27 protein-coding genes and 1 tRNA gene are annotated in these 26,931 nt (G+C 58.9%); 14 read left to right on the plus strand and 14 right to left on the minus strand.

Annotation, left to right across the window (positions count from 1 at the left end; all coding sequences use genetic code 11):
• Window positions 1-56 precede the first annotated feature (56 nt).
• The 4 genes from HJW02_RS05050 to HJW02_RS05065 all read left to right on the plus strand — a co-directional run bounded on the left by HJW02_RS05050 (window position 57) and on the right by HJW02_RS05065 (window position 5,000).
• The gene (locus HJW02_RS05050; protein ID WP_102721680.1) at window positions 57-1,118 is read left to right on the plus strand and encodes a radical SAM protein; all 1,062 of its coding nucleotides are present in this window, start codon (window positions 57-59) and stop codon (window positions 1,116-1,118) included.
• Window positions 1,111-2,358, plus strand: a complete 1,248-nt coding sequence (locus HJW02_RS05055; RefSeq protein ID WP_102721679.1) for a radical SAM protein — start codon at window positions 1,111-1,113, stop codon at window positions 2,356-2,358. Before HJW02_RS05050 ends, HJW02_RS05055 begins: the two co-directional genes overlap by 8 nt.
• Window positions 2,359-2,556: 198 nt before the next feature.
• Window positions 2,557-3,846 (plus strand): aminotransferase class I/II-fold pyridoxal phosphate-dependent enzyme, encoded by a 1,290-nt coding sequence (locus HJW02_RS05060; RefSeq protein WP_102721678.1) that lies wholly within the window; start codon window positions 2,557-2,559, stop codon window positions 3,844-3,846.
• Between the two features lie 569 nt (window positions 3,847-4,415).
• Window positions 4,416-5,000: a PEP-CTERM sorting domain-containing protein gene (locus tag HJW02_RS05065; protein WP_180976232.1), complete on the plus strand. Its 585-nt coding sequence runs from the start codon at window positions 4,416-4,418 to the stop codon at window positions 4,998-5,000.
• Window positions 5,001-5,110: 110 nt separating this feature from the next.
• Here the strand turns inward: HJW02_RS05065 and HJW02_RS05070 are convergent, their stop codons facing one another.
• The 4 genes from HJW02_RS05070 to leuB all read right to left on the minus strand — a co-directional run bounded on the left by HJW02_RS05070 (window position 5,111) and on the right by leuB (window position 9,959).
• A complete protein-coding gene (locus tag HJW02_RS05070) occupies window positions 5,111-6,646 on the minus strand; it encodes a YifB family Mg chelatase-like AAA ATPase (protein ID WP_102721677.1) in 1,536 nt (511 codons plus the stop codon).
• Window positions 6,647-6,719: 73 nt separating this feature from the next.
• Window positions 6,720-7,595, minus strand: a complete 876-nt coding sequence (locus HJW02_RS05075; protein ID WP_180971120.1) for a rhomboid family intramembrane serine protease — start codon at window positions 7,593-7,595, stop codon at window positions 6,720-6,722.
• A gap of 84 nt (window positions 7,596-7,679) precedes the next feature.
• Window positions 7,680-8,720, minus strand: a complete 1,041-nt coding sequence (locus HJW02_RS05080; protein ID WP_102721675.1) for an FAD-dependent oxidoreductase — start codon at window positions 8,718-8,720, stop codon at window positions 7,680-7,682.
• Window positions 8,721-8,849: 129 nt separating this feature from the next.
• Window positions 8,850-9,959, minus strand: a complete 1,110-nt coding sequence (gene leuB, locus HJW02_RS05085) for a 3-isopropylmalate dehydrogenase (RefSeq protein ID WP_022396095.1) — start codon at window positions 9,957-9,959, stop codon at window positions 8,850-8,852.
• 165 nt (window positions 9,960-10,124) lie between these two features.
• Between leuB and HJW02_RS05090 the strand changes: the two genes are divergently transcribed.
• The 5 genes from HJW02_RS05090 to HJW02_RS05110 all read left to right on the plus strand — a co-directional run bounded on the left by HJW02_RS05090 (window position 10,125) and on the right by HJW02_RS05110 (window position 13,118).
• Window positions 10,125-10,199, plus strand: a tRNA-Asn gene (locus HJW02_RS05090).
• Window positions 10,200-10,892: 693 nt separating this feature from the next.
• Window positions 10,893-11,102: a hypothetical protein gene (locus HJW02_RS05095; protein WP_102721629.1), complete on the plus strand. Its 210-nt coding sequence runs from the start codon at window positions 10,893-10,895 to the stop codon at window positions 11,100-11,102.
• Window positions 11,099-12,394, plus strand: a complete 1,296-nt coding sequence (locus tag HJW02_RS05100) for a DUF3440 domain-containing protein (protein WP_102721628.1) — start codon at window positions 11,099-11,101, stop codon at window positions 12,392-12,394. The genes HJW02_RS05095 and HJW02_RS05100 overlap by 4 nt, the downstream gene beginning before the upstream one ends.
• Entirely contained in the window at window positions 12,391-12,906 is a 516-nt protein-coding gene (locus tag HJW02_RS05105; protein ID WP_022396438.1) for a ParB/RepB/Spo0J family partition protein, read from the plus strand. The genes HJW02_RS05100 and HJW02_RS05105 overlap by 4 nt, the downstream gene beginning before the upstream one ends.
• Window positions 12,907-12,923: 17 nt before the next feature.
• Complete coding sequence (locus HJW02_RS05110; RefSeq protein WP_102721627.1) at window positions 12,924-13,118, plus strand: hypothetical protein; 195 nt, start codon at window positions 12,924-12,926, stop codon at window positions 13,116-13,118.
• Between the two features lie 69 nt (window positions 13,119-13,187).
• On the opposite strand, the gene HJW02_RS05115 is transcribed toward HJW02_RS05110, so the two are convergent.
• A complete protein-coding gene (locus HJW02_RS05115) occupies window positions 13,188-13,391 on the minus strand; it encodes a hypothetical protein (RefSeq protein WP_146018245.1) in 204 nt (67 codons plus the stop codon).
• Window positions 13,392-13,397: 6 nt separating this feature from the next.
• Between HJW02_RS05115 and HJW02_RS05120 the strand changes: the two genes are divergently transcribed.
• Window positions 13,398-13,991 carry a thermonuclease family protein gene (locus HJW02_RS05120; protein WP_146018246.1) on the plus strand — a complete coding sequence of 198 codons (594 nt, stop codon included), beginning with the start codon at window positions 13,398-13,400 and terminating at the stop codon, window positions 13,989-13,991.
• 94 nt (window positions 13,992-14,085) lie between these two features.
• On the opposite strand, the gene HJW02_RS05125 is transcribed toward HJW02_RS05120, so the two are convergent.
• Window positions 14,086-15,108: an alginate lyase family protein gene (locus HJW02_RS05125; RefSeq protein ID WP_102721625.1), complete on the minus strand. Its 1,023-nt coding sequence runs from the start codon at window positions 15,106-15,108 to the stop codon at window positions 14,086-14,088.
• Window positions 15,109-15,301: 193 nt separating this feature from the next.
• Here HJW02_RS05125 and HJW02_RS05130 point away from each other — a divergent pair, with 193 nt between their 5' ends.
• The 3 genes from HJW02_RS05130 to feoB are packed head-to-tail and all read left to right on the plus strand — an operon-like array spanning window position 15,302 to window position 18,361.
• Entirely contained in the window at window positions 15,302-15,958 is a 657-nt protein-coding gene (locus tag HJW02_RS05130; RefSeq protein ID WP_022396434.1) for a metal-dependent transcriptional regulator, read from the plus strand.
• 28 nt (window positions 15,959-15,986) lie between these two features.
• Complete coding sequence (locus tag HJW02_RS05135; RefSeq protein WP_102721624.1) at window positions 15,987-16,211, plus strand: FeoA family protein; 225 nt, start codon at window positions 15,987-15,989, stop codon at window positions 16,209-16,211.
• Between the two features lie 8 nt (window positions 16,212-16,219).
• On the plus strand, window positions 16,220-18,361 hold the full coding sequence (feoB, locus tag HJW02_RS05140; protein ID WP_102721623.1) for a ferrous iron transport protein B: 2,142 nt from the start codon (window positions 16,220-16,222) through the stop codon (window positions 18,359-18,361).
• A gap of 144 nt (window positions 18,362-18,505) precedes the next feature.
• Here feoB and HJW02_RS05145 read toward each other — a convergent pair whose 3' ends face one another.
• The 5 genes from HJW02_RS05145 to HJW02_RS05165 all read right to left on the minus strand — a co-directional run bounded on the left by HJW02_RS05145 (window position 18,506) and on the right by HJW02_RS05165 (window position 22,339).
• Window positions 18,506-19,405: an SDR family oxidoreductase gene (locus HJW02_RS05145; RefSeq protein ID WP_218957693.1), complete on the minus strand. Its 900-nt coding sequence runs from the start codon at window positions 19,403-19,405 to the stop codon at window positions 18,506-18,508.
• A gap of 409 nt (window positions 19,406-19,814) precedes the next feature.
• The gene (locus HJW02_RS05150; RefSeq protein ID WP_102721622.1) at window positions 19,815-20,381 is read right to left on the minus strand and encodes a chromate transporter; all 567 of its coding nucleotides are present in this window, start codon (window positions 20,379-20,381) and stop codon (window positions 19,815-19,817) included.
• Window positions 20,378-20,947, minus strand: a complete 570-nt coding sequence (locus HJW02_RS05155) for a chromate transporter (protein ID WP_102721621.1) — start codon at window positions 20,945-20,947, stop codon at window positions 20,378-20,380. The genes HJW02_RS05150 and HJW02_RS05155 overlap by 4 nt, the downstream gene beginning before the upstream one ends.
• A 381-nt stretch (window positions 20,948-21,328) precedes the next feature.
• Window positions 21,329-21,565 carry a hypothetical protein gene (locus HJW02_RS05160; protein ID WP_146017825.1) on the minus strand — a complete coding sequence of 79 codons (237 nt, stop codon included), beginning with the start codon at window positions 21,563-21,565 and terminating at the stop codon, window positions 21,329-21,331.
• Between the two features lie 132 nt (window positions 21,566-21,697).
• On the minus strand, window positions 21,698-22,339 hold the full coding sequence (locus HJW02_RS05165) for a hypothetical protein (RefSeq protein WP_102721619.1): 642 nt from the start codon (window positions 22,337-22,339) through the stop codon (window positions 21,698-21,700).
• A 178-nt stretch (window positions 22,340-22,517) separates the two neighbouring features.
• On the opposite strand from HJW02_RS05165, the gene HJW02_RS05170 reads away from it, so the two are divergent.
• The gene (locus tag HJW02_RS05170) at window positions 22,518-22,985 is read left to right on the plus strand and encodes an acyl-CoA thioesterase (protein WP_022396427.1); all 468 of its coding nucleotides are present in this window, start codon (window positions 22,518-22,520) and stop codon (window positions 22,983-22,985) included.
• Window positions 22,986-23,013: 28 nt separating this feature from the next.
• On the opposite strand, the gene HJW02_RS05175 is transcribed toward HJW02_RS05170, so the two are convergent.
• From HJW02_RS05175 to HJW02_RS05185, 3 genes are all read right to left on the minus strand, one after another.
• Window positions 23,014-24,423: a DHA2 family efflux MFS transporter permease subunit gene (locus HJW02_RS05175; protein ID WP_102721618.1), complete on the minus strand. Its 1,410-nt coding sequence runs from the start codon at window positions 24,421-24,423 to the stop codon at window positions 23,014-23,016.
• Window positions 24,424-24,538: 115 nt separating this feature from the next.
• On the minus strand, window positions 24,539-25,696 hold the full coding sequence (locus tag HJW02_RS05180; protein WP_102721617.1) for an acyltransferase: 1,158 nt from the start codon (window positions 25,694-25,696) through the stop codon (window positions 24,539-24,541).
• Between the two features lie 264 nt (window positions 25,697-25,960).
• Window positions 25,961-26,851 carry a hypothetical protein gene (locus tag HJW02_RS05185; RefSeq protein WP_102733210.1) on the minus strand — a complete coding sequence of 297 codons (891 nt, stop codon included), beginning with the start codon at window positions 26,849-26,851 and terminating at the stop codon, window positions 25,961-25,963.
• Window positions 26,852-26,931: the final 80 nt, after the last annotated feature.

Genomic DNA, 26,931 nt, shown 5'->3' on the forward strand with positions numbered 1-26,931 from the left:
CCCCTCTTTTGGACTGGTCAAAAATTATAATTGTTCTAAAGTGGCTGTCCTGAGGAATGCGACCGATTTTTAGTGAAACAGATCTCAATGAACGCCCCTTCCTGGTTTTCTGGGAAGTGACGCGCGCCTGCGCGCTGGCGTGCAAGCATTGCCGCGCCGTAGCCCAGCCGCGGCCTCATCCCGATGAACTGACCCATGAGGAAGCCCTGCGCCTGATTGACCAATTGGCGGAGCTGCGTCCCCCCATGCTGGTGCTGACGGGCGGTGATCCTGTCATGAGGCCGGACATTCTGGAATTGATCCGCGCGGCGGCCGGCAAGGGGCTGCATGTGGCATTGAGCCCCGCCGCTACCGCCCGGCTGCTGCATGCGGACTTCCATGCCTTGAAGGAGGCGGGGGTTCAAAGCATGTCCCTGAGCCTGGACGGCGCGCATGAAGCCACCCATGACGCCTTCCGCGGCGTTCCCCACACGTATGAACGGACCCTGCGCGCGGCGGAAATGGCGAAGGAAGCGGGCATGCACCTGCAAATCAACACCACCATCACCAAGAGCACCCTGGGCGAGTTTGACGACTTTGTGGAGCTGATGAAGAAGATGCAGCCGGGCATGTGGAGCGTGTTCCTGCTGGTGCCTACGGGCCGGGCCGCCATGGATGAAATGCCCACGGCGGAAGAAGTGGAGGCCGTCTGGGAAAAACTCAGCAAGGTAAGCCGTGAAGTCCCCTTCGGCGTCAAGACCACGGAAGGGCACCATTACCGCCGCGTGGCGCTTCAGGAAGCCCGCGCGCAGGGGAGCAAGCCCGCGCGCCGCGCCGTTCCCACCCGGGACGGCAAGGGCATCATGTTCATCTCCCATACCGGGGAAATCCAGCCTTCCGGATTCCTGCCCATTACGGCGGGAAACGTGCGGACGGATGATCCGGGGGAAATCTACCGCACGCACCCCCTTTTCCTCAAACTCCGGGATGACAATGCACTGGAAGGCAAATGCGGACGGTGCGAGTACCGCACCGTCTGCGGCGGCTCCCGTTCCCGCGCCTATGCCGTTTACGGAGACATGATGGCGGAAGACAACCTCTGCCCCTACCAGCCCAGGCTTTCACAACACCATGATTAACATTACCAGACTTTGGACAGGGGCGGAACAGCCCGCGGACCATTTGAGATACGGACAGGGCCACGGGCACGGCCGCTCCGCGGGAGGCGCCGTGGAATCCTGCGCTCCGGCTTCGTCCCGCGTCCGCAAGCCCATTGTGGTCTGGAACATCACGCGCACCTGCAACCTCAAGTGCGTGCATTGCTATGCGGACGCCTCCGCCCGGAAATTTGAAGGGGAGCTGGATTGGGACCAGTGCTGCGCGGTCATTGACGATCTGGCGGACTACAAGGTGAACGCCCTGCTGTTCTCCGGCGGGGAGCCGCTGGTGCACCCGCGCTTCATGGAGCTGCTGGAACGGGCCACTGGAAAAGGGCTGAAAGTGACCATTTCCACGAACGGCACCCGCATCACGCCGGAGGCCGCCGCGCGGTTCAAGGAACTGGGCGTGGCGTACGTGGGCATTTCCCTGGACGGCATCGGCGCCGTTCATGACAAGTTCCGCGGAGTGGAAGGCTCCTTTGAACAGGCGGTGCGCGGGTTCAAGCTCTGCAGTGAAGTGGGGCAGAAGACGGGCCTGCGCCTGACGCTGACCCGCAACAACGTGCAGTGCATGGACCAGATTCTGGACTTCATTGACGCCAATGACATCCAGCGCGTCTGCTTCTACCATCTGGTGCCCACGGGCCGCGGCGTGGAAGTGCAGACGTTGACGCAGGAGGAAGCGCGGAACGCCATGGATACGCTGATTGCCCGCGTGGAGGAATGGAAGGCGGAAGGCAAAAACCGTGAAGTGCTGACCGTCACCCAGCCAGCGGACGGCATTTACCTGCTGCTACGCCAGCTCCGGGAAGGCTCCCCGCTGGCGAAGGAAACCCTGAACCTTCTTCAATGGAACGGCGGCGGGGCAAACAGCTCCGGCCGCGGCATCGCCAACATTGACACGCAGGGCGTGGTGCACCCGGACCAATTCTGGCAATCCGTCACGCTGGGCAATGTGAAGAACAACCTGTTTTCCGATCTGTGGGACGCCAAGGCGGGGGCCGCGGCGGAGATGCTGCCTGAGTTGCGCGGGTCCGACAATCCCCTGGAACGGCAGAAAAAAATTGAAGGCCGCTGCGGCCGCTGCGTGCACTTTGCCCTGTGCGGCGGCGGCTTCCGCACGCGCGCCGCGTTTGCCAACGGGCACTGGTACGGGTCCGATCCCGGCTGCTACCTGACGGAAGAGGAAATTTCCACCCCTCTGCCGGAAATCAGGTAAAATCCGCAGGCTGTTCCCTTCTCCGGAAGAAGCTCCAAATACGGTGGCATATTTCTCAGGCCGTCTTTGGGAACAAGAGCCTCCCGGCACTTGAACGCGGCTGATTGTAACCGCGAAGGCGGGGAGGCAGGGAGCGGCTGGAAATGCCTCCTTTCCCTGCTTTACAAGGGAGGCGGCATGGCATAGCATCCCTGCATCATGAGTCAGGAATTGAGACCGGAAACCCTGTGCGTGCAGGCGGGTTGGACCCCCAGAAAGGGTGAACCCCGCGTATTGCCCATTTACCAGAGCACCACGTTCAAGTATGAAACCAGCGAACAAATGGCCAAACTGTTCGATCTGGAGGAAGCCGGATTCTTCTATACGCGCCTCCAGAACCCCACCAATGAGGCGGTTGCCAGAAAAATCGCCGAACTGGAAGGCGGCGTGGCCGCCATTCTGACCTCTTCCGGGCAGGCGGCCTCCTTCTTTGCCGTCTTCAACATCTGCGAGGCGGGGGACCACATCGTCAGCACCGCGTCCATTTACGGAGGCACGTACAACCTTTTTGCCGTCACGTTCCGGAAAATGGGCATTGAGGTCACCTTTGTGGACCAGGACGCCCCGGCGGAGGAAATCGCCAAAGCCTTCCGTCCCAATACGAAGGCCCTCTTTGCGGAAACCATCTCCAACCCCACGCTTTGCGTGCTGGACATCCGCAAAATGGCGGACATCGCCCATGCGCACGGCGTCCCCCTGATCGTGGACAACACCTTCGCCACCCCCATCAACTGCCGCCCCTTTGAATGGGGGGCGGATATCGTCACCCACTCCACCACCAAGTACATGGACGGCCATGCCGCGGCGGTGGGCGGCGTGATCGTGGACAGCGGCAACTTTGACTGGGAAGCCCACAGGGACAAATTCCCGGGCCTGACGGAGCCGGACCCTTCCTATCACGGGCTTTCTTACAGCAAGAGCTTCGGCAAGGGCGCCTACATCACCAAGGCGACCGTCCAGCTCATGCGCGACCTGGGTTCCATTCAATCCCCGCAGAATGCCTTCCTGCTCAACCTGGGCCTGGAAACCCTCCACCTGCGCGTGCCGCGGCACTGTGAAAACGCGCAAAAGGTGGCGGAATTCCTGCAAGGGCAGGAGGATGTGGCCTGGATCAATTATCCGGGCCTGCCGTCCAACAAATACCATGACCTGGCGCAGAAGCAATTCCGCAACGGGCAATCCTGCGGCGTAGTGACCTTCGGCATCAAGGGCGGCCGTGAACGCGCCATCAAGTTCATGGACAGCCTGAAACTGGCCGCCATCGTTACCCATGTGGCGGATTCCCGCACCTGCGTCCTCCATCCCGCCAGCCATACGCACCGCCAGTTGACGGATGAGCAGCTCATGGAGGCGGGTGTCCGGCCAGACCTCATCCGGTTCTCCGTGGGAACGGAAGCCGCGGAAGACATCATTGCGGACCTCAAGCAGGCTCTAGAAGCCATCCGTTAAACCGGTCTTTCCTTTCTCGTGCGAACAGCCGTTCCGCGCATGTCCGCGGAGCGGCTGTTCTGCGTGGGTGACGGGTGAAAAAGCCGGGATGGCCCGGCGTATTGAACGTTTCCGGAAAAGAGCGCCGGCAGACGGGAGGGCGAGGCATATGCTCCCGCTGGGGAAAGACCGTTTCCGGGAGCAGGGGCCTCCCGGCTCCTGTAAAAACCTGCGGAAACTCCGCAGAAAAATAACTTCATTTCATGTTCTCCTTATTCCAAAGTTTAATTCCACGTAAAACAGGTATTTTAATAGGGTTATAAAGAAAAATCCAGCAACGGCGAATTACGGGGAACGGCTCGGCCATTCAACCTCAAGAAGATGCGCCAGATTTCAGAAAAAGCGGAAAATTCAAAGACTTTTCTTCTTAAATGTAAATTGACACACCATAATAAATTTATTATGGTGTGTAACTTATGAAAAATAGATATTGTGCTGTATTAATAAGTTGCGCCAGTGTGCTGGCTGCAAATGCTGCTACCATCATTGCCGAACTGCCCGAATCAGCCAATCTGTCGCAAACCGCGACCATGGCGCCGCAAACGGGAAACCAGCTGCTGGATAAAGTAAAAGGCCGTGAATTTGGCGTCTATGCGGGAGGCAATAACAACAGCCTGGCCAACTGGCCCCAGAATGGGGAGGGAACCTGGGTCAACCATGATGACGTCGGTTCCATCATCCTGTGCGGCAGAAGCGGCGTGGCCGGAGACTCCTTTGCCATGGTGCTGGGCGGCCCCCGGCAGGGAGAGCTTGTTTCCTCCATCATCTTTTCCTGTGACACGCCCACCTCCGTCATCACGAGCTACACCATGGTGCTGGCGATTTACGACTCCGCCGGAACGTTGGTCCGGAACCTTTCCACCGTGGAAAGCTTTACCTTTGATTCCACTTCAAGAACGACGACCGTTTCCCTGGACATGGCGGATTCTCCCCTGGCGTGGGGGGAAGGATACAAGCTGGTTGCCGGAGTGCGCGGCGGCGCGGGCGGCGCCACCTCCCCCTATACGCTTGCCAACATCCAGGTATCCTATGAAACCGTTCCGGAACCGGCTACCGCATCTCTGGGAATGCTTGGCCTGGGAGCCCTCGTCTTCCGGCGTTCCCGGAACCGGTGAGCGGTACACTTTTCAATCGGGAAGGAGGCGACCTGAAAAACGCCTCCTTTCCTTTTTCCGTTCGGAAAAGGCACGCTTTGGCATGGCGTAACGCGGCATTCCGGAATGGTTTATTCCCGGAGAGAATGTTCAAAGGCCCGGTACTGCACGGCCTCATACAAATGGGAATCCTGAATATCAGGGCTGCCCTCCAGATCCGCTATGGTGCGGGCCACCTTCAGAATGCGGTCGTAGGCTCTGGCGGAAAGGGCCAGTTCTTCCACGGCGCGGAGCAGGATGGCGCGGCTTTCCGGCAGCAGGCGGCAATGCCTCTGGAGCGCTTTTCCGGAAAGTGCCGCATTGCTGCGGAAGGGAGTGCCCGCATATCTGCTGCACTGGAGCTGCCGGGCGGCCATCACGCGTTCCCTGATGCCGGCGGAACATTCCCCGGCGGGTACGGAGGCCAGAATAGAGGGGTCCACGGCGGGAACTTCCATCAGCAAGTCGAACCGGTCCAGAAGCGGTCCTGAAATCTTGCGGCGGTAGCGTGCGACCTGCGCCGGGGGACAGGTGCAGGTTCTTCTCCTGTCGCCCAGATAGCCGCAGGGGCACGGATTCATGGCGGCTGCCAGCATGAAGCGGCACGGAAACGTCATGGTGCCGGAAGCGCGGGAAATGACCACCTGGCCGGATTCCAGCGGTTGCCGCAGAGTTTCCAGCGCGGCGCGGCGGAACTCCGGCAATTCGTCCAGAAAGAGCACGCCGTTGTGGGCCAGGGACACTTCCCCCGGCGTGATATTCGCTCCTCCGCCCATCAGCCCGGCATCGGAAATGGTATGGTGCGGAGCCCGGAACGGACGCCGGGCCACCAGGCCGTTCCCCCGTTTCAGCAGTCCGCATACGGAATGGATTTTACTGGTTTCCAGAGCTTCCTCCGGATTCAGCGGAGGGAGAATGGTCGGGAGCCTCTGCGCCAGCATGGACTTGCCCGAACCCGGAGAACCGCAGAGAAGGATGTTATGGCCGCCTGCCGCCGCAATCTCCATGGCGCGGCGCGCATAGGGCTGCCCCTTGATCTCGTCGAAGTCAACGGCTGCCTCCTTGTCTTCGGCCTCCCGGTCCTCTCTTCCGGAAGCCGTGAAGGGAGGGGGCAGAACGGAGGAGGTAAGGAGTGCCCACGCCTCCTTCAGAGAAGCCACGGGGTAAATCTCCACGCCCTGCACGGGCGTTCCTTCGTGTGCGTTAGCACGTGGCAGCATGATGCGCTTCCTGCCCATGCGCCGCGCCTCCATAATCTGCGGCAGAATGCCCTGCACGGGGCGTACGGCGCCATCCAGGGCCAATTCCCCCACGATACACCAGGAAGAAGCGTCCATGTCCCTTTCCGCCGCTCCGGCGACCATTCCCAGGGCGATGGGGAGGTCAAACCCCGGTCCCTGCTTCCTTAAATCCGCCGGAGCCAGATTGACGACGAAAACGCCCTGCTGGAAGGGCAGCCCGCTGTTCTGGATGGCCGTATCCACGCGCTGCCCGCTCTCCTTCACGGCCGCATCAGGCAGCCCCACGATAAAGGTGCGTTTTTCCGCCATGGGGCGGAAATCCACTTCCACCTCCACTTCTACGCCATCCACGCCCAGAACGGTGGAGGAATACAGCCGCGTCATCATTCCTCCATGCTAGGAGGAAATAATGAAAAAGAAAGAAAAATAACAAAAATACGGGGAATATCTAACAAATAATTCAACGGCGAGAGGCGCGCCGGAGAACTTCCCGTTCCTCTTCCGTCAGGCTGGACAGGCCGGAGCGGGATATTTTTTCCATGATTTCATCCACCTCCTCTTCGGAGGGATGGCTACCGGCGGGGCGGCGTGCGGAGTGCGAGGCGGAATGGTGGGAGGAAGAAACGACCCTCCGCCTGGGAGAGGACAGTTTTTCCTTCCACAGGATCAGCAATGTCAGGATGAACCCGGCGAACATGCCGCCCAGGTGTCCGGCTTCCCCGCCCGCGTTGTTCCACTGGAAAATAATGACGGCGCAGGCGATGCCGAGGACGGCCAGGGCGAACTGGCGCACGCTCAAATTGACCGGAGGGAACAGAAGCTGCACCCGGGCGCGCGGAAAAAGCACCGCGCACGCGGCCATGATGCCGTAAATGGAGCCGGAGGCCCCCACCATGGGAATGAAGCGCCATTCCGGATCAAAGAACCCCATGTACCCCAGCAGGGAGGAAAACAGGGCCGCCGCCACGCCGCAGAAAAGATAATACAGCAGGAAGCGCAGATGGCCGAAGCGTTCCTCCACGACCGGCCCGAAAAACCACAGGGCGATCATGTTGAACATGATGTGCCCCAGATTGGCGTGCAGGAACTGGTAGGTAAACAACCGCCACAGTTCCCCTTCATGAAAGCACGTGTATTCACTGTAGGCCCCGTAAAGCTGGATCAGGTCCAGACGGCCCGGCGGGTAAATATCCCGTGGAATATCCACCTGGAAGAAAAACCCGAGGATAAAGACGACCACATTGAGCAGGATCAGCCAGTGCACCATCACGGCGCCGCGCTGGTCAAACAAATGCTCCCGTACCGTATCTCCCCAGTTCTCGTTCTCCGCTCGCATATAAGGCCGCATGTAATCGTGTTCAGGGCGTTTTGACAAGGAAAATAGCTGTCCCGTTCAAGGAAGTACGGGAACCGCGCCGCATTATTTCCATAGCGCGGCGGGAAGCAGGTCCGGCGGCAGTTCCGCCCCGTGCACAAGATGTTCCGCCAGCTGGGCCGCGGCCCACGGGGAAGTGGTCACTCCCTTGCTGCCCAGTCCGGAGAAGACGAACTGGCCGTTCAGGCCGGGAATGGGCCCGGCGACGGGCTGGCTGCGCCGGATGATGGGGCGCACGGCGGCGCGGGCGCGGAGGAAGCCCGTCTCCCCGGAATAGCGTTTGACGAGGTCCAGCATCAATTCCTGGACGGCGGGGGCTTCCGGAATGCCGGGAGCGTCCCACGCCCACGCGTAAGTGGCGCCGAAGCGCCAGAAAGAACCGTTGTGAACCAGCCAGTGGCCGAAATGCAGGATGCCGGCGTGCCAGTCCAGCTCCTTCAGGTCCAGGTCCAGAATAGTGCCCTTGGAAGGGCGTCCCTTCAAGGGAGCCATGTCCGGGTGGCATCCGGCTTCCCAGCCGGTGCACCAGGCTATATGGGAAAACGTCTGGCCGTTCCAATGGAAAAGGCCGTTTTCATCCGGACGGATATCCGCAGGGGACACGTCCGCTTCCACAAAACGGCCCTGTTCCGTGAAAAACCTCCGCATGGCGTTGACCATGTCCTCCACGTGCAGCACGGCGGAGCCGCGCGTATAGGCGGCTTTTCCGCGGCCTTCCCAGTGTTCAGGCCATGGGAAAAGGGGGCCCGCATAGGCGCAGGACTCCGGGGCCGTCTGGCGTTCCTGCCAGATTTCCAGTTGGTCCTCCGTTTCCAGTTCCCGGAAAATAGGGGTCTTCTGCCACCAGGGGCCGCCCAGTTCCCGTTCCGTCTCCGGATAAAAGGCCTCCGCTGCGGACAGGCATTCCTCCTGCCGCCAGCCGGGGCGGAAGGCCCGGCCCGTCAGGGGATTCACCAATCCGGCCGCCACCCGGGAGGCCGTTTCCGCGATGGGGCGGTCCGCAATCGTGAAATCCGCGCCGCGGCGTTTCAACTCCCACGCCAGGCAGCTGCCGGCGATTCCCTGGCCAATGATAAGAACGTTCATGATAGATGGATGAAGAACCGGAGAAACCCGGAAGTGAGGAAAAAACAGAGGAGCAGTCCAGCCTTCCTCCGGAAGGAAAAATGCCCCGCAGGGGATGGAAGCGCCTGCGGAGCCGGAAAAACGGCCCTTTTACAGGGCTGCGATGATGGCATCCCCCATTTCCGCCGTATTCACGCGGATTTCTCCGGGAGCGCCCGTAGCCAGGTCGCCCGTGCGGCAGCCCTGGTCAATCACGCGGCGGACGGCGGCGTCAATGGCGTCTGCCGCGGCTTTTTCTCCCAGGGAGTAGCGCAGCAGCATGGAGAGGGAAAGAATCTGGGCGATCGGGTTCGCAATGCCCTTGCCGGCAATGTCCGGGGCGGAACCGCCGGAGGGCTCGTAAAGGCCGAAGAACAGGCCGTTGTCCTGTGCGCCCTGGCACAGGCTGGCGCTGGGCAGCATGCCCAGGGAGCCGCAAATCATGGCCATTTCATCGGAAAGAATATCTCCGAACAGGTTCTCCGTCACCAGCACGTCAAACTGGCGGGGATTGCGCACCAGCTGCATGGCGGCATTGTCCACGTACATGTGGAGCAGTTCCACGTCCGGATAATCCCTGGAAACCTCAATCATCGTCTCGCGCCACAGCAGGGAATTGGTCAGCACGTTGGCCTTGTCCACGCTGGTGACGCGCTTGCGGCGCCCTCGCGCGGCCTCGAACGCCACTTTGGCGATGCGCACCATCTCGCTCTTGTGGTAGCGCATGGTATCCACGACGACTTCGTCGTCCCCCTCCTGTTCGCGGAAACGGGGCTGGCCGAAGTACAGGCCGCCGGTCAGTTCCCGGACGCATAAAATGTCAAAACCGCCTTCGATCAATTCATTCTTGATGGGAGAGGCGTGGGTCAGGGCAGGCAGGCATACGCCCGGGCGCAGATTGGCGTACAGGCCGAAATGCTTTCTCAGCGGCAGCAGGGCGCCGCGCTCCGGCTGTTCATTGGCGGGAAGGTGCTCCCACTTGGGGCCGCCTACGGAGCCGAACAGGACGGCGTCCGCCTCTTCACAGGCTCGGATGGTCTCTTCCGGAAGGGCCTTGCCGCAATGGTCGATGCCCGCGCCGCCCACAAAAGCCTCCTTGCGGCTCACGGTAAATCCAAACTTGGCGCTTACGGCGTCCAGAACTTTCAGGGCCTCCGCCATGACCTCGGGCCCGATGCCGTCGCCGGCCAGAACAGCAATATGATGGTGATGTTCACTCATGTCGCTGAAAGTCTGGGCATTCTCCCCTCAAAGGTCAAGAAGCACCGTTGGCATGCCCACGCCGCGGAAGCCTTTTTGCGTCAAAAAGCCTACAGAAACAAAAAAGTACTTGCCAAACGCCTGTGCCTCCAGTAAAAATCCCTCCGCGCTCCATGGAACGCAAACTCCCCTGTAGCTCAGCGGTAGAGCGGGTGACTGTTAATCACTAGGTCGTTGGTTCGAGCCCAACCGGGGGAGCCATTAATTTTCTAACCCTCACAAGTGCAACTGCTTGTGAGGGTTGTTTTTTGCCCGGTTCAGGGTGAAAAAGGCGGAATTCATGCGAAATCGGCCGTGAATCATAGTGAAGCATGATTTTGATTCCGTCTTGGCATGAAATTGGCGTGCCGGAGGGCATCATGAAACACTGAAGGAGAACCTGGCAACTTGCTCAAAGCGTGACTGGCAGAGCCGTATTCCGCCAGGCTTCCGGACTTTTGAAAAAGAAAGGCCAGATATCTTTCCTTCAATAGGGAACAGCAGGCTGCCTCGCCAATCTGAAAAATGCGGACGCAGGATGGCGCTTGGGAAAAACGTTCGTGACGAGAGACCGGGCATAACGCCGTCATCGCAGAATTTGTCCATTCAACGTGACGCCCAAGGATGTAATTGCTCCTGCATCCCCAGGCTCAGGGCCGTGATTCCCATAGCGGAACATTGATGCTGAAAATAATGCGGACGCTCCGGAGAAGTGGGGGCGGCCATGCCTCCATGGACGCGGAACGTCGGGAATGGCGTTACTCGCTAAAAAGCATAGGTATTTTGAGAAGAAGGCGAATGGAAATAAAATTACTGAAATAATTGCAGTAAAAGCATTGACCTGCTATAATAATTGAGTAGGTTGGCGTTGTTGCAGGAAAACAGCGAACAATCACCTACTGCGTATTTTAAAACATGGAAAAACATGATGTTATTTACTTATGCGGGCATAAAGGCGTTGCAGCCCTGTTTGGAAAAGCATGGGATATCCCTATCGACTGCAAGCCACTAAAAGAACTTCAGGAAAAATACATGGCCTCCGTCAATAGTATCCGGGCCGGCGTGTTTCCGCCCGGCAGGGAATTGACGATGGGTGACGGAAGAAAGGCTCTGGAAGAATTGTGAAAACCTACCTGGACAAAAACGTCTATGAAGCGGCCCTGGAGCGCATAGCCTATTGCTTCCAGGAGTTTGACAATGTTCTGGTGGCCTTCTCGGGCGGCAAGGACAGCGGCGTCCTGCTCAATCTGTGCTACAATTACGCCGACGAACACGGTCTGCTGGACAAGCTGACCATGTACCACCTTGATTATGAGGCCCAGTACCAGATGACGACCGAGTATGTGACCCGGACGTTCCTGGAACAGTTCCCGGGCATCCGTAAAATGTGGTACTGCGTGCCGATCAAGGCCCAGTCGGCATGCGCCCTGGGGGAACCTTACTGGACGCCGTGGGACGCCGCCAAAAAAAAACTGTGGGTGCGGGCCATGCCGGAAAATCCCTATGTGGTTCACGAAGGGAATCTGGACGTTCCGTTCCGGCACGGCATGGTGGACTACGAATTCCAGGACAAGCTCTCGCGCCATTTTGCCAAAAAGCGCGGCACCACCGCCGTCATGGTGGGGCTGCGGGCGGATGAAAGCCTCAACAGGTACGCGGCCGTGGCACGCGGCAAAAAAAGGAGATCCTACGAGGGCAGGAAGTGGATTACGCAGACCAGTGCCGTGACGGCCAACGTTTACCCTCTCTATGACTGGCGCGTCAGCGATATTTGGACGGCCACCGCCCGCTTTGGTTTTGACTACAACCGTCTTTATGACCTCTTGTACCAGGCGGGCCTTACTGCCGGGCAGATGCGGGTGGCAAGCCCATTCAACGACTGTGCCCAGGAAAGCCTGAAGCTCTACAAAGTGATCGATCCCTCCAACTGGGCGCGCATGATCGGCCGGGTCAACGGCGTCAATTTTACGGGCCTGTACGGAGGCACGACGGCCATGGGCTGGAAAACCATCAAGCTGCCGCCCGGCCATACCTGGAAATCGTATTATGAATTCCTGCTTTCCACGATGGATGCGAGGACGGCGGCCCACTACAACAACATCCTGGAAAAATCCAAAAGGTACTGGATGCAGGGGGGAACCGTCGATCCCGGAACCGCCGATGAAGTGCTGGCGGCCTACCCGCTGGCTGCCGTGACGGGAAAATCGGGCCGCTACGATGGACGCGATATCGTTCAATTCATGGGTTATCCCGACGACATGCCCGTCAGCAATTTCCGGCAGGTGCCCTCTTACAAGCGCATGTGCATCTGCATCATGAAAAATGACTATTTCTGCAGATATGCCGGATTCAGTCCAACCAAGGGAGCGATTGCCCGGCGCCGTGCCGCCGTCAACAAATACCGCAACATTTCATGAACCCCCCCTATCAATCCCCCGTTTATCAAATCCGGCGCGTTCCGCTGGATCAAATTCGCTCCAATGCCTATAACCCGAACAGTGTGGCGCCGCCTGAAATGAAGCTGCTCTACCAGAGCATCAAGGAGGACGGCTACACGATGCCGATTGTCTGCTATCAACTGGAGGACGGCACCTATGAAATCGTTGACGGCTTCCACCGCTGCCAGATCATGAAAACTTACCGCGACATCTACGAACGGGAGGATGGCATGATGCCGGTGGCCGTTATCGACAAGCCTCTTGGAAACCGCATGGCCTCCACCATCAGGCACAACCGTGCCCGCGGGTCTCACAATATCGGACTGATGACCAGCATTATCCAGGAACTGACGGAAGCGGGCATGTCGGATGCGTGGATACTCAAAAACCTCGGCATGGATGCGGAGGAATTGTTGCGCCTCAAGCAGCTCAGCGGCATTGCGGCCCTGTTCCGGGACGGAGAATTCAGCCGGGCGTGGGAATCGAAATAACGTCAACCCGGGAAACCATGAACAAATATGTCACTCAACTGCTGGAAGTCATCCAGAAGAAAACGGGCTGTGACACGAGCAGCGCCGTGCGCTGGCTGGCGGAACAGGCCGGAGTATCCGAAAGAACAGCCTGGAACTGGAAACAGCAGGAAAAGTTGAGGAAGGCAACGGAAAAGAACCTCGGCAGAATTGCCGAGGAATTGAAGAAGTGAACAGGGTTCCGTGTTTCATCCTGCTGAATGCCGCCGGGCATCCGGTTCCCTGCTGGACGCGCGGTTTTCTCAAGCGGTTTCATGGGTAACTGCATGAAACTTCCTGTTATCCTTAAGCCGGCAGCGGAATGCAGGCTTTTCCGCGCGGAGCAGTGATGCAGTCTGGCCTATCAATGCTCCGGCCAGGTTCGGAATAGGTTCAGGGATTGCGGTGTGGTGTGCCGGGAAGCGCAATGAACGTTCTGGAACCTCATATTCCAACGGTGCTGCCATGGATGTTTGTTTTCATTTGCGACCGGACGGCCGGTGCGGGAAAGACTTTCTCCAAAGAATGATTGCTTGTTGCAATTTTTTGAATTATATCATTTTTTTATGAGATGGCTGCTGGTTTTCCTGATGAGCTCTTGCATGGCTTTTGGTGAAAGTATCAGGGGAGTTGTGATTAACGTGATTGACGGCGATACCATTACTCTCCTGGAAAAAACGCCCGAACAGAAGCGGACCTGCCGGATACGGCTTGAAGGAATTGATACGCCGGAAAGGGGGCAAAACGGGTATGAAGGAGCCAAGGAGTATCTGGAAAAGCTGATTTGTGGAGAGACGGTTACAGTCAAGTACAGCCAGCATGACAGGTACGGCCGTATTTTGGGGGAAGTCTGGTATGGAAAGGTGTTCGTCAATGAGGAGTTGGTGAAGGATGGATGGGCGTGGATCTATAAAAAATTTTCCGCCAGCCGGAAACTCGCTTCCCTTGAAGCGGAGGCCAGGAAGTCCAAAAAAGGCCTTTGGGCGGAGCCGAATCCCATCCCGCCGTGGGAATGGAAAGCCGCGAAGAGAAGGGAAGATGCCGCCGGAAAGTTCCTTACTGAATAGGTTGCCCGGGAAAACGTCTCTTTCCGGGTGCCGTGATGCTACCGAACAAGGGTTTTTCCAATGAATCAAAGGCAATTTTAATAGCTGCCGTTGTTCAAGGGCGGTCCTGTTTTTCCTTATCCGGCCGGGACGGTTCAAAGATGGCGGGAAGCGGGGTTCCTGCCCTGGAGCCTTTCCAGGGCCACGCTTCCGGATGGGTACGGAACGGCAGGAGGTAGTCCGCAGCTTTCTGGATGGAAGCCCCGGCGGCCGTTTTCCGGTAACGGTAGTTTTTATCTCCCATGCGTTCCGCAATTTGCACGAGGTAGCCCCAGGCCTGAAGGGTGTAAACACTGTATTGCCATGGTTCCGCCCGCTTGAGTTCTTCCGGCTGGGAACCGTCGGGGGCAATGTGGCGGTCCATGTTGGCGAAGGCTTCCGCCAGCCATTGGCGCGCTTCGTTGTCGCGGCCCAGAAAGTGAGCCAGATGGGCGCATTGCGCCACATAGAACAGGTAATGGTTGTTGCTGCGCGTATGCGCATGCCTGCCCTGCCTGCTGGTGGCCAGCCATGCGTAGTACTGGTTCAGCCACGCGTCCACCCGCTTCCATTCCTCTTTTGTCAAGGCCCCGGAGCGTTTCAACGCCGCCAGGGCATCCAGAAAATCGGGCATGCGGTAAAGGTCTATGATGCCGCCTCCGTCGCCTTCCGTCCGGTGTCCGGGGCGGATCTGGGCGTATTTCAGGTGGGGCTGCATGCGGGTTGCCGGAGCAATGAACCAGGCTCTCAGCCATTCCCCGGCACGGGAAGCGGCTCGCGGGTCCCTGTTGAGTTCGTACTGGCGTCCCAGGCTGCAAACCGTACCGATAAAAGCGGCCATCTTGCCGCTGTCGTCCATGCTGCGGAGCCGTTGGTTCTTTTTGCCGTCAATGGGCTTGTAGGGGCCTTCCGGATTGGCGGGGTCAGGCCAGTAGTAGAGGGCATAGCTGACGTATTCATTAGCCTGCGCCTTTTCTCCGAACAGGCTTTTTTTCTCTCCAAGGGTGATGACGGGAGCATCCAGCGGGCCGCCATGCGCCGTGGGAAGGAGCAGGGCCGTTAAAAGAAGAAAAGACAGAGCAGTGCCGCCGAAGGACATGCCTTATTCAAGCAGGAACTTTCTGCGGGGACAACCGGGAAATGAAGGAATGCGCCTAATTCCTTTTCAAAGCCGTTCCCTGCCGTTTGCGTAATGGAAAAAAATGGCTCTGCTGACACGGGAGAGGCTTTTTTGTTTGAGCGAAATATCATTTTGTTAGGTATACCTTATAACGAAGGAGATCATCAGAGCCATGACCAGCAGCCGTGAAGATTATTTGAAAGCGATCGCCGAGCTCCAGCGGAGCAGGGAGAGGGTCGGCAACAGGCATATTGCTGATTATCTGGGCGTTTCTGCCGCTTCCGTCAGCGAGATTATCCGGAAGATGGAGAAGGAAGGCCTGGTGGAGAGCATGGAAAGACGCTCCATCCGCCTGACGCGGAAGGGAGAGGAAGCCGCCATGCAGCTGGTGCGCATTCACCGGCTGTGGGAGGTTTTCCTGGTGGAACATCTCGGGTATTCGTGGGGGGACGTTCATGAAGAGGCGGAGAAGCTGGAACATGCGGCTTCCCCCCGCTTGATGGAAAAACTGGACCGTTTTCTCGGTTATCCGGAGATGTGCCCCCACGGAAGGAGGATTCCGGGGAGGGAGGACGGGCCGCTGCCGGAAGGGCCGCTTTCCCGCCTGTCCGACATCCCGGCAGGGATTCCGGCCGTGATCAGGCGCGTTCCCGAATCGAAAGAGCTGCTGGAGCTTCTCACCTCCCTGGGCATCCATCTTCATGAAACGGTAGCCCTGATGGAGGCGGAAGCGCACAGCGGAGCGTTTCTGGTGAAGGCGGAAGAAGGACAGCGGCTGGAATTGCCTGCCGCCGCCGCTGACGCCATCCTCGTGGAAGTTTCTGCATGAACAATTAACGGAAAGGAGAAAATTAACAATGACATTGAACCAGTTGCCTGAAGGGGAGACTGCCAGGATTGAGTCTCTCGGGATGGAAGGCCGTTTGAGACGGCGGTTGATGGATATAGGCATGATTCCCGGCACCCGGGTGGAATGCCTGGAACGGGGGCCGTTCGGAGACCCCGTCGCTTTTCTTGTGCGCGGAACGGTCATGGCGTTCAGGTCTTCCGATCTGGAAATGATTACCGTTAAGTCCGCGTGAAATCAGCCATGGAAGGAGAACGGGTGAGGCTGGACAGCGGAACGGAGAAGGGCGGATCTTCCGGCGCGGCGGAAGAACGCATGCCCGTCGTGGCCCTGGCGGGCGCTCCCAACGTGGGAAAGAGCACGGTGTTCAATGCGCTGACGGGGCTGAGGCAGCATACCGGGAACTGGCCCGGCAAGACGGTCGTCCGCGCGGAAGGCATTGTGGGGCGCGGTCCCCGGGAGTACCTTTTGGTGGATACGCCGGGCACGTATTCCCTGCTGGCCTGTTCTTCGGATGAAGAGGCGGCACGGGATTTCATTTGTTTCGGTGACGCGGATGCCGTCATTGTCGTCTGTTCCGCCACCAATCTGGAACGGGATTTGAACCTGGCCCTCCAGGTGATGGAAACGACGGGAAATGTAGTGGTCTGCGTCAATTTAATGGATGAGGCCCGGCGGAAGGGCATCCGCATCGACTGCCCGCTCTTGGAAAAACGCCTGGGGGTTCCCGTGGTTCCGGCATCGGCGGCGAAAGGTGAAGGCCTGGACGTTCTGGCTGATACGGTGCAGCGGATGGCGTGGTCCGGAGAGAGGCGCCCCCCCCTCCGGCTGCCCTATGGGGAGCACGTGGAACCGTGGCTGGCGCGTTTGGAAATGTTGGCCGGGCGTCTTCCGTGGCGCGGTTTGTCGCCCCGCTGGGCAGCCGTCAAGCTGCTGGAAGGGGACGAAGGAACGCTGCGGCTTCTGGAGCAGTACGCGGGAACCGGTTTGAGAGAGGAGAAGGAGGTGCAGGAGATTCTCCGTGAGGCCGCCGCCGCGGAAGCCGGTTCTTCAGGCAGTTCTTTTGGCGACCGCGTGGCGGCGGTGTTCGTGGAACAGGCGGAACGCCTGTGCAGGGGAGTGGTCGCTTTGCCGGACGGAGGGGGGCTGGGGCGCGACAGGCGCATCGACAAGGTGCTGATGGGGCGGTGGACGGCTTATCCCCTGATGTTCGCCCTGATGGTGCTGATTTTCTGGATCACCATCGTGGGGGCGAATTATCCTTCCCAATGGCTGGCCGACCTGCTTGGAAAAGGCCAGGAGGCGCTGACGGACCTGTTCCGCCTGGCGCATGCTCCGGAATGGCTGCACGGCGTGCTGGTGCTGGGCGTTTACCGCGTGGTGGCGTGGGTCGTATCCGTCATGCTGCCGCCCATGGCCATCTTTTTCCCCCTGTTCACGCTGCTGGAGGATTCCGGTTATCTGCCCCGCGTGGCGTTCAACATGGACAAGGTGTTCCAGAAATGCTGCGGCTGCGGCAAGCAGGCGCTGACCATGTGCATGGGGTTCGGCTGCAATGCCGCGGGCATCACCGGATGCCGGATTATCGATTCCCCCCGGGAACGGCTCGTAGCCATTTTGACGAATAATTTCGTCCCCTGCAACGGCAGGTTCCCGACGCTGATTGCCCTCATGACCATGTTTTTTGCGGGGACGGTGGCGTCCGGGTTGCAGCCGCTGGCTTCCGTGGCGGGCCTGGTGTTGCTGATCGGGCTGGGCGTGGGAATGACGTTTGCGATAACGGCCCTCCTGTCCCATACGATTCTCAAGGGAACTCCGTCTTCCTTTACCCTGGAACTGCCCCCCTACCGCAAGCCCCAGATCGGCCGCGTGATCGTCCGCTCCTTTCTGGACAGAACCCTGGCGGTCCTGTGGCGCGCGGTAATGGTGGCGGCTCCGGCGGGAATCGTCATCTGGCTGATGGCGAATATCCGCGTTGGAGACTCCAGCCTGCTTGTCCACGGCACGCAGTGGCTGGACCCCGCCGGGCGGCTGATGGGTCTGGACGGCGTGATCCTGATGGCGTTCATCCTCGGCATTCCGGCCAATGAAATCGTTTTCCCCCTCATCATCATGGGTTACCTGGCTTCCGACAACATGATGGACATGGACGATATGAACGAGCTGAAGTCCCTCCTGACCAATAACGGTTGGACCTGGGTGACGGCGTTGTGCACCATGCTGTTTTCCCTGATGCACTGGCCGTGTTCAACGGCTCTTCTCACCGTCCGCAAGGAGACGGGCAAATGGAAGTGGGCTGTTCTTGCCTTCGCCATTCCGACGGCCTGCGGCGTCGTGATGTGCCTTCTGGTGGCGGGAACGGCGCGCCTGCTGGGGTTTGCCTGACGGATGAATGGAGTTCATGCTTCCGCGGAGGGATGAAGGCGGCAAAAGTTTCCCTTTCCGGGAGTCCGGAAAGGGAACGGGCCATGGTTCCGGGTTTGCCGGGCAGGCAGCATGAAGCCTTTTCCCGGGCCGCGGATTTCCGTATCAGGCCAGATGCATGCCGCCGGTGACGCCGAAGACTTCCGCAGTGATGAAGCTGGATTCCTGAGAGGCGAGGAAGACGTACAGGCCGGAGAGCTCCACGGGCTGTCCGGCCCGCTTGAGGGGCGTTTTCTGCCCGAATTCCGGCAGGTCCTTCTGCAACTGGCCTCCGGTCACTTGCAGAGCCGTCCAGATGGGGCCGGGAGCTACCACGTTCACCCGGATACCCTTGGAGGCTACCTGCTTGGCCAGGGCGCGGCTGAAGGCGATGATGGCCGCTTTCGTGGAGGCATAGTCCACCAGGTTCTTGCCGGGCTGGTAGGCCTGGATGGAAGAACACGTGATGATGCTCGCTCCCGGCTTGAGGTGCGGAAGGGCTTCCTTGGCAATCCAGAACAGGGAGAAAACGTTCACTTCAAATGTCTTGGTCAATTGCTCCGTGGTAATGTCCTGAATGTCCTCCACCGCTACCTGCTTGCCGGCCACCAGGGCCAGAATGTCCAGGCCGCCAAGTTTTTCCAGAGCGTCCCTGACGAGTTTTTGACAGAAGGCTTCATCGCTGAGGTCGCCCGGCAGCAGGACGGCGTTCCGCCCTTCCTTCCTGATGAGCTCCGCCACTTCCTCGGCATCGCTCTGTTCTTCGGGAAGGTAGTTCAGGGCTACGTCGGCTCCTTCGCGTGCATACGCAATGGCGGCCGCACGGCCTATGCCTGAATCTCCCCCCGTGACCAGGGCCTTCCGTCCACGGAGCTTGCCGCAGCCATGATAGCTCTGTTCCCCGGCGTCCGGCACGGGTTCCATTTCGGACTGGAGCCCGGGAGCTTTCTGCTGCTGTTTTTCATACCCTTCCTGGCGGAATTCGTCGCGCGGGTCCTGCATTTCGTGAATGTCTTTAGTGCTCATTTTTTCATCAGTCATGTTTTGGCGTGAAACTGCCGGGAGAAGGAAGGCGCCGCCCGCCATGCGTAAGATAGCTGGCTGCGTCCCTTTCTCCGGTGTTCCGCATTTCCTATCCGTGATGACCGGGATTTGGATAGCCTGTTCAAGGGAAGACATGCTTTTATTTCAGCATGTCATTGATATTCACTTATATAGGATTATTCTGAATGTTATTTCCATTGATCCTGATAGAGCCGTTCATTCACTGGTCTTCCTTGAATCCTGTTGAATTTCTCCAATCCGTTTTCGGGAAAAGCCGCTATGTTGTGCTGATTAACCCGCTTGATGATCAAATGATTTGATCCTTTCATCCTATTTGCGCCGAGGGAGGGCGGGAACCTTCCTCCGTTTTTCAGCGCGTCCGCGCCGGATTTCAGGACAGTCCGTAAATGAAGTATCCGGCCACTCCCGTCAGGGTCATCAGCAGGATGGGGTTCATTTTCCATTTCCGCAGGACGAACAGGGCCGCGCCGAACAGGAGAATGCTCGGGAAGTCCACTTCCGCGATGGCGTGCCAGTCAAAAGTGCCGCAGAAGGTCAGCAGCAGGATGGTGCCGCCCGCGGACATGATCAGGCCCACGGAAGCCGCTTTCAGCCCTTCCAGCACCCCGGAAACATAAGCGGATTTTTTATGCCTTTGGAAGAAAAGGTGCAGCAGCAGCGCCGCCGCCACGCCGGGAATGATGCATCCCAGGGTGGCCGCCACGGCGCCGGGAATGCCGGCGATTTGCAGCCCGACGAAGGTAGAGGTGTTGATGGCCAGAGGGCCTGGCGTCATCTGGGAAATCGTGATGATATCGGTAAAAACCTTCTGGGTAATCCAGCCCTGGTGAATGACCACCTGGTCCCGGATCATCGGGATGACGGCGTAGCCGCCTCCGATGCTGAACGCTCCGATCTGGAGAAAGACGCTGAAAAGCTGCCATAATGCCTGAGTCATCCGGCCCTCCTTCCCAGCGTTTTCCGGACGTGCCACAGGCTCAGGAGGCAGCACACGGCCAGAATGGCGGCGATGTTGGCGTGAAAGACGAAGCTGGCGAGGAACGCGCCCGGAACCAGCGCGTTCAGCAGGGCGGATTTTCTGCGCAGGATCATCTGCCACATGTCCACGACTATGTCCACAATGAGGGCCGCCACGCCTGCCTGCATTCCCCGGAGGACCGCTTCCACGGCGGGATTGGAACTGAAGGCGTCATACCAGACGGTGATGATGGAAAGAATGACCAGCGGCGGGATGATGGCGCCCAGGCAGCTACAAACGACTCCGGCCATGCCTGCGGTGCGGTGCCCCGCCAGCGCGGAGAGGTTGACGGCAATGGCTCCGGGCGTGGATTGCGCGATGGCGGCCATGGAGAGAAGCTCCTCTTTGGAAAACAGCCGTTTTTTCCAGACAAAGTATTTATTGATCATCGGCACGACAATGTAGCCGCCCCCGAACGTGAATGCCCCGATAAAGAGGTTGATCCAGAAGAGCCAGAGGCATTTTTTCACTTTTTCTCCGGTCATGGCGTTTAAAGAGGAAGGAATGGCGTTCCGGGTATTCCGCCTTTGCGGGAAATTCGGCAGCCGTTGTCCGGGAAAAGGCGGCTAAACGCCGCGCCGTTCCCGTTTTCCCGGAATAAGGGGTGGAGGGATTCTATCACAGGCGGCGGTGGAAGGCCATGCCATTACACGGATAAAGGGGAGAAAAGAGGTGAAGGTCTGCCTCTTTTATAAGCGGGGGGAACAATTGCGGAGCCTCCCGCGGCGCGCAGCAGGCGGCGGAACAAAAAAAGTCCGGCAGGTTTTACCCTGCCGGATGGCAAAGAATCAAGGGAGCCAGGGGAGAAAGCCATCCTTCCCGGCTTGTTTCCAGGCGGAAGAAAAAAGGAATGCAAGAAGCCGGAGTCAGCTTTCTTCCTGTTCCAGCTCCGCTTTCCGGGCCAGGATTTTTTTCATGACGGCGTGGCGGTCTCCTTCCGGGATTTCCACGGGATTGCCGCGGTAGTCACTGGTCATGGCGGCCAGGGCGCCCCCTACATGATGCATGTTGAAAATCGGCAGTTTCCAGGTGGAGGGCTTTTCCGGGTCGGGAACATAGGCGAAGTCGGAAGCGGGATGTTCCTCCCCGTCCACTTTTTTCATTTTGGGTTCATGGTCGCGGTCCATAAGGAATGGACAACCGTCCTTGCGGGCCATTGTAAAAAAGGCCGGGATAAGACGCACAAATTCAACCGTCCGGTGTAAAAGCGGCTTGTCCCGGCGCATTTTTATTTTTTATGGAGCCTTTTGTTCCAGCTGTTTCAGGGGAGCCTGCTTCAGGTTCACCATCCCTCCCGTAAAATAATAGACGGGGGTTTTTCTTCCCGGCACGTCCAAGGGAGCCCTTGCCATTTTGGATTCTCCAAAAAGGGTGTCGTCCACCTCCAATCCGAAGCGCTTGAAGGTTTCCCTGTAGGGGGCGAGCAGTTTTTCCTCCCGTACCAGCCTCACGCAGAGGCTCATGTAATGGCCGTCCTTTTTGGAGACACGGCTTTTCCCCTCCCTCGCCAGCTGCTTGAATTTTTCCTGGACGTCCTTTGCCCGCCCCAGGGAAGGCGTGGAAAAGCAAGTGATTTTTTCCAGCGGCATTCCCCTGGCCTGCTGTTCTTTCAGGAATTGCTCCAGGGCCGCCAGGTAATCCTGCAGCATGTAGTCTTTGGGATAAGGGAAGGAACTGTCCCGTAACACGCAGGTAGCTTCTCCGCCGGGATGGGTATATTCCCTCAGCGTGAATTTGAATTGAGGCGCCTTTTTTTCTTTTCCCTCATTTTGAATGGAAGGGGAGGTTCCGGAGTCTGTTGTATCAGCCATGGAAACCGGCACGGCCAGCAGGGAAAGGGAGACGAGGGCAATGGGCGGGGAAGGAGGAATCCGCATGGTTCCTTTTAAACTGATAACACATCTATCGTCAATACTTTATTGTCCTGCGAAAACGTATTCTCCTTTCTTGGAGGAATCCTCCAGGGCTGTCCGCCTTCCGTTTCCGCGTTTTGCTCTTTACAAGAGGGCCGGGATAGATGAGCATGAGCCCGTTAATTTATAATTGTTCTTATTTATGGAAAATACATACCACCATACCCAGCTTCCGGAGGGACGCATTCCCGCCCTGCGCGTGGAACCGATGCCTGCGGACACCAATCAGAGCGGGGAAGTGTTCGGCGGCTGGGTGATGAGCCAAGTGGACCTGGCGGGAGCCAATACGGCCATGCGTTATGCGTTGAGCCGCTACATCGTGACGCGTGCAGTCAGCAGCCTGACGTTTGAAGCTCCCGTGCTGGTGGGCGACGTGGTTTCCTTTTATACGGAGATTATCAAGGTGGGGCGCACCTCCGTCACCGTAAAGGTGGAGGTGTACGCGGAACGCCTGACGAAGCTCTGCAATAATATTGCCAAGATTACGGAGGCGGAGCTGGTTTACGTGGCGCTGGGGGCGGACAAGAAGCCGATTACCCTGGAAGAGTCCCGCGCCCAGTTCGCGCAGTGCTGCTCCCTTGAAACGGGGGACAGCGTTTCCTGTTCCTGAACAGAGGCGGGGGCCGCGTTCCCGCGCGTCAGGCCGCTTTTTTCCGTCTGCGGGTGATGCCCTTGTTTTTATCCACCAGGGCGAAGATGAAGGAGCTGGCCGCGGCAATGGCGCCGATGGTGACGAAGGTGGCGTGGAAGGCGGCTTCCACGGCCTTTCCGGAAGTGGCTGAATGGCCGCCGAAGCTGTCCAGCAGCAGGGAGGCCGCGGCAATGCTGACGGCGATGGAGAGCTGCATGATGGTGGAGAGCAGGGAGTTGCCGCTGCTGGCGTCCGCGTTGGGGAGATCAATCAGCGTCAGGGTGTTCATGCAGGTGAATTGAATGGAGTTGGCCGCGCCCAGCAGGGCGAGCATGCCCAGCAGGATGAGTTCGTGGGTGCCGGGGCTGATGAAGTAGAAGGCGGCCAGCAGCGTCCCGATGGTAAAGGTATTGACGACCATGATGTTCCGGTAGCCGAATTTGCCGAGCAGGCGCGGCGCGACCGTTTTTGCCAGCAGGTTGCTCAGCGCCAGGGGAATCAGGGACATGCCGGACTGGAGGGCGGAGTAACCCAGCACCACTTGGAAGAAGAGCGGAATCAAGTACGGCAGGCAGCTTCCCCCCAGGCGGCAGACGATGTTGCCGGCGATGCCGATGGCGAAGTTCCTGATGCGGAACAGGGAGGGGCTGAAGATGGGCGCCTTTGAACGGAACGCCAGCACCCAGTACAGGAGCTGGAACACGCCTCCGGAGGACAGGAGCAGGGCCATGCGCGTCTTGTCGGCTGCGCCTCCTGCGGTGGAGAGGCCCATGGTGACCAGCACGGCGGAGGAGGAGAAGAGGAAGAAGCCCGCCCAGTCGAATTTCTGTTCCCGGACCGCTTTAAGGTCCGGCATCAGTTTCCAGGTGGCCCACAGGCCTGCGATGCCCACCGGAATGTTGATCAGGAAGATCCAGTGCCAGGAGGCGTACTGGACGATGATGCCGCCCAGCACCGGCCCCAGGAGAGGCCCCAGCAGCGCCGGAATCGTCACGATGTTCAGAACGTTGACGAACATGGAGCGCGGATAGGAGCGCAGGACGACCAGACGCCCTACGGGCATCAGGAAGGCCCCCCCGATTCCCTGGATGACGCGGCACGCCGTCATCATGGCGACGGAGGTGGAGAGGGCGCACAGCAGGGACCCCGCGGAGAAAACGGAGATGGCGAAGAGGAAGGTGCGGCGCGAGCCCAGCTTGTCGGATATCCATCCGGAGGCCGGTATCAGGACGCAGACGGTAAGCATGTAGGCCGTCACCAGGGAGTGAAGCTGCAGCGGGTGGCTGTTGAAGCTGCGGGCGATGGTGGGGATGGCCGTGTTCAGGATGGTGGCATCCAGCATCTGCATGAAGAATGCCGATGCCACAAGAAAGGGCAGGTAGCGCAGCGCTTTGGAGGATGTCGGCAGTTTTTCCATGGAAGACCGCCGCCAGTATCCGGCTGGGCCGCGCCGGGGGCAAGGCAGATGTTTGTCCCGGCGCTCCCGTTGTTTTCCTGGCGCCCCGAACCGCCGTTATGCCCTGGGCTCCGTTTTACGGCCTGGGCTGTTCCGGTGCGCGCCGCGCCAGCACGCGTTTGGAAAGCCATGCGCGCACAGGTTCGTCATAAAGCTTCAGGCACCCGTAGGCCACGGCAATGCAGATGAACAGGACGCCCACCGCCACGGGGAGAGCGCGGGAAAAGGGCACTTCCGCATCGTGCACCCAGGCCAGGTACAGGTAAACGATGGGGTAGTGGGTGATGTAAAGGGGGTAGGAGATGTTTCCCAGGAACCGGCTGGCCCGGGAGGAGATGTCGCCTGGGATGTCGCTGGCTCCCAGAAAGACCACCGCGGGGAAGATGACGATGATGCAGAAGGCGTCATACAGGCCGTTCAGGCGGAAGTTTTCCGCCCCGCCCACGTGCGGCATGGCCAGCGCTCCCACCAGAAGCAGGCTGCACCACCAGAAGCCGTGCCTGACCCGGCCGGGCTTGCACAGGCGGAACAGGAGCAGGCCGCCGAAGAAGGGGAACATGAGCCGCGTCAATCCCACGCGGCACTGTTCCACGTCCAGCGTCCAGCCGCCGATGTTGTTGCCCTGCGTGTAGCACTGGTGGATGAGGGCGCAGGCCGCCAGGAAGACCAGGACCGCCAGCCACCGGCTGGTGAATTTCCTGATGAGCACGGCGTAAAGGATGTTGGCGATGTATTCGAAGAAGAGGGACCAGGCCGGACCGTTCAGCGGGTGCATTTCCGTCCATCCGCGAATATCCAGGGAAACGGGGACGGGCAGCAGCGTGAACCCCACGGTCATGACCAGCAGCATTTTCCATACGGGGGTCTGTGCGATGTTCGGGAAGATTTCAGACCCCTGGAAGTAAAAGAGGGCTCCACCCAGCAGCATCCCCATGACCACCATGGGTTGAAGGCGCACCAGCCGCCGCTTGCAGAAATTCCACAGGCTCATCTTTCCCCAGCGGTCGTCATAGGCATACCCGATGACGAAGCCGGACAGCATGAAGAAGAAGTCCACGGACAGATAGCCGTGGTTGATGATCTGGTCCGTGTGGAATTGGAAGTCCCTGGCGCTTCCTTCAAACATGTGGAACAGGACCACCATGACGGCGGCTACGCCGCGCAGGCCGTCCAGGGCGGCATAATGCGGTTTGGGAGCCAGAACGGAGGGAGAGAGAGGGGCCGGAGTGCTCATGGTATAAGTACGGCGAAAAGTGATTGTGCTTACAGAAAAAGGGGCGATGCGTATTTTACGTGCGCGGCCGCGGAACCCCGGAACGGGTTTTTCCGCAGGGAAAGTCCCGGTACAGGCTGGTACTGAGACGGCTTGCCCGGCGGACAGGCAAGCCGTTTCCTATCTTCCACAGACGGCGTGAGACGTAAAGAAAAATGATGAAGGCTGTTCCTTCTCCCTTTTTCCTTTAAAGAGCCGGATTCCGGAGGAAAAGAGGCCCGGCGCCTATGGCGCGGGGGCAAGTACAATGGACTTTGTTTCCGCGCCGCTGGTGATTCCCTTGACGGTCAGGGTGCATTTTCCCGGCGGCAGGGTAAGGACGCCGGGGGAGTGCTTTACGAACCGGGACCATCCGCCGGTTCCCGGAAAAGTGAATTCCGTCAGCTTGTCATTGATGGAATAACCCAGCTTGAACAGGGTGGAGGCGGGATCGGCAATGGCATAATCCGTCGTTACCGTATAGGTTCCTCCGTTTTTGGTGAAGATTTCCCAGCTGACGGAGCTGAAGTGGGACAGGATGTTGAATTTTCCCGCATCTTTTGCCAGGGCATGCGTGATGAGGCAGTTTTCAGGCGAGAGCGTGATTTTGCCGCTGGCCGCCGGCTGGACTACCGGGAAGATAGAGGCGGGAATGAGCCGGATATAGCGGATGTAAATGCCGTCCCTCCCTTTTTTCTTGAGCGTAAAGGTTTGTTTTCCCTTAACCAGGTTCATGCGGCCCAGATGGTAGATTCCCCCATCGGCCTCACCGCCGCCGGAAGTGGGCACATTCCACAGGAAGGGGGCGCTGTCGCCGCATTTCAGTTCATAGCGGGCGGAAGCGGTAGCCGTCCAGGGGAACGTGTACCAGGCTTCAAGGATGTATTCCCCGTCTTGGGCGACGTTGATTTCCCAGCTTGCGCCGGAGTCTTTTTCCGCCATGCCGGCGATGAATTTGACGGACCGTATTTTTGCCAGCTTGCTTTTGGAAAGTTCCGCATTTTCAGCCTTCATCAGGACGGTCTTCCCCTGAATGGCGCCGGAGGCTGCCGTTTTAATCAGTCCGTCCGCCGGGAATTTGGCCTGGACGGCTGCGCAGAGCAGGAGGGAGGCATTCAGCATTAAGAGCAGTTTCATGTTGGATATGGATGGTTGGAGTTGAAAGACAGATGTTAATCTATTTCATCTTGTCCTTCAAGACGCTGTTGCCGTCAATA

The organism is Akkermansia sp. GGCC_0220 (assembly GCF_017566105.1).
Classification (GTDB): domain Bacteria; phylum Verrucomicrobiota; class Verrucomicrobiia; order Verrucomicrobiales; family Akkermansiaceae; genus Akkermansia; species Akkermansia massiliensis.

Excerpts from the sequence above, each read along its gene's own strand:
- HJW02_RS05175 (WP_102721618.1), bottom strand. The coding sequence starts at position 24,423 with ATGGAAAAACTGCCGACATCCTCCAAAGCGCTGCGCTACCTGCCCTTT.
- HJW02_RS05155 (WP_102721621.1), bottom strand. The coding sequence starts at position 20,947 with ATGACCGGAGAAAAAGTGAAAAAATGCCTCTGGCTCTTCTGGATCAAC.
- feoB (WP_102721623.1), top strand. The coding sequence starts at position 16,220 with ATGGAAGGAGAACGGGTGAGGCTGGACAGCGGAACGGAGAAGGGCGGA.
- HJW02_RS05165 (WP_102721619.1), bottom strand. The coding sequence starts at position 22,339 with ATGCGGATTCCTCCTTCCCCGCCCATTGCCCTCGTCTCCCTTTCCCTG.
- HJW02_RS05070 (WP_102721677.1), bottom strand. The coding sequence starts at position 6,646 with ATGATGACGCGGCTGTATTCCTCCACCGTTCTGGGCGTGGATGGCGTA.
- HJW02_RS05150 (WP_102721622.1), bottom strand. The coding sequence starts at position 20,381 with ATGACTCAGGCATTATGGCAGCTTTTCAGCGTCTTTCTCCAGATCGGA.
- HJW02_RS05135 (WP_102721624.1), top strand. The coding sequence starts at position 15,987 with ATGACATTGAACCAGTTGCCTGAAGGGGAGACTGCCAGGATTGAGTCT.
- HJW02_RS05075 (WP_180971120.1), bottom strand. The coding sequence starts at position 7,595 with ATGCGAGCGGAGAACGAGAACTGGGGAGATACGGTACGGGAGCATTTG.
- HJW02_RS05110 (WP_102721627.1), top strand. The coding sequence starts at position 12,924 with ATGAACAAATATGTCACTCAACTGCTGGAAGTCATCCAGAAGAAAACG.
- HJW02_RS05105 (WP_022396438.1), top strand. The coding sequence starts at position 12,391 with ATGAACCCCCCCTATCAATCCCCCGTTTATCAAATCCGGCGCGTTCCG.
- HJW02_RS05180 (WP_102721617.1), bottom strand. The coding sequence starts at position 25,696 with ATGAGCACTCCGGCCCCTCTCTCTCCCTCCGTTCTGGCTCCCAAACCG.
- HJW02_RS05125 (WP_102721625.1), bottom strand. The coding sequence starts at position 15,108 with ATGTCCTTCGGCGGCACTGCTCTGTCTTTTCTTCTTTTAACGGCCCTG.
- HJW02_RS05055 (WP_102721679.1), top strand. The coding sequence starts at position 1,111 with ATGATTAACATTACCAGACTTTGGACAGGGGCGGAACAGCCCGCGGAC.
- HJW02_RS05170 (WP_022396427.1), top strand. The coding sequence starts at position 22,518 with ATGGAAAATACATACCACCATACCCAGCTTCCGGAGGGACGCATTCCC.
- HJW02_RS05080 (WP_102721675.1), bottom strand. The coding sequence starts at position 8,720 with ATGAACGTTCTTATCATTGGCCAGGGAATCGCCGGCAGCTGCCTGGCG.
- HJW02_RS05185 (WP_102733210.1), bottom strand. The coding sequence starts at position 26,851 with ATGAAACTGCTCTTAATGCTGAATGCCTCCCTCCTGCTCTGCGCAGCC.
- HJW02_RS05145 (WP_218957693.1), bottom strand. The coding sequence starts at position 19,405 with ATGAGCACTAAAGACATTCACGAAATGCAGGACCCGCGCGACGAATTC.
- HJW02_RS05160 (WP_146017825.1), bottom strand. The coding sequence starts at position 21,565 with ATGAAAAAAGTGGACGGGGAGGAACATCCCGCTTCCGACTTCGCCTAT.
- leuB (WP_022396095.1), bottom strand. The coding sequence starts at position 9,959 with ATGAGTGAACATCACCATCATATTGCTGTTCTGGCCGGCGACGGCATC.
- HJW02_RS05095 (WP_102721629.1), top strand. The coding sequence starts at position 10,893 with ATGGAAAAACATGATGTTATTTACTTATGCGGGCATAAAGGCGTTGCA.
- HJW02_RS05130 (WP_022396434.1), top strand. The coding sequence starts at position 15,302 with ATGACCAGCAGCCGTGAAGATTATTTGAAAGCGATCGCCGAGCTCCAG.
- HJW02_RS05115 (WP_146018245.1), bottom strand. The coding sequence starts at position 13,391 with ATGGCAGCACCGTTGGAATATGAGGTTCCAGAACGTTCATTGCGCTTC.
- HJW02_RS05065 (WP_180976232.1), top strand. The coding sequence starts at position 4,416 with ATGGCGCCGCAAACGGGAAACCAGCTGCTGGATAAAGTAAAAGGCCGT.
- HJW02_RS05060 (WP_102721678.1), top strand. The coding sequence starts at position 2,557 with ATGAGTCAGGAATTGAGACCGGAAACCCTGTGCGTGCAGGCGGGTTGG.
- HJW02_RS05050 (WP_102721680.1), top strand. The coding sequence starts at position 57 with ATGCGACCGATTTTTAGTGAAACAGATCTCAATGAACGCCCCTTCCTG.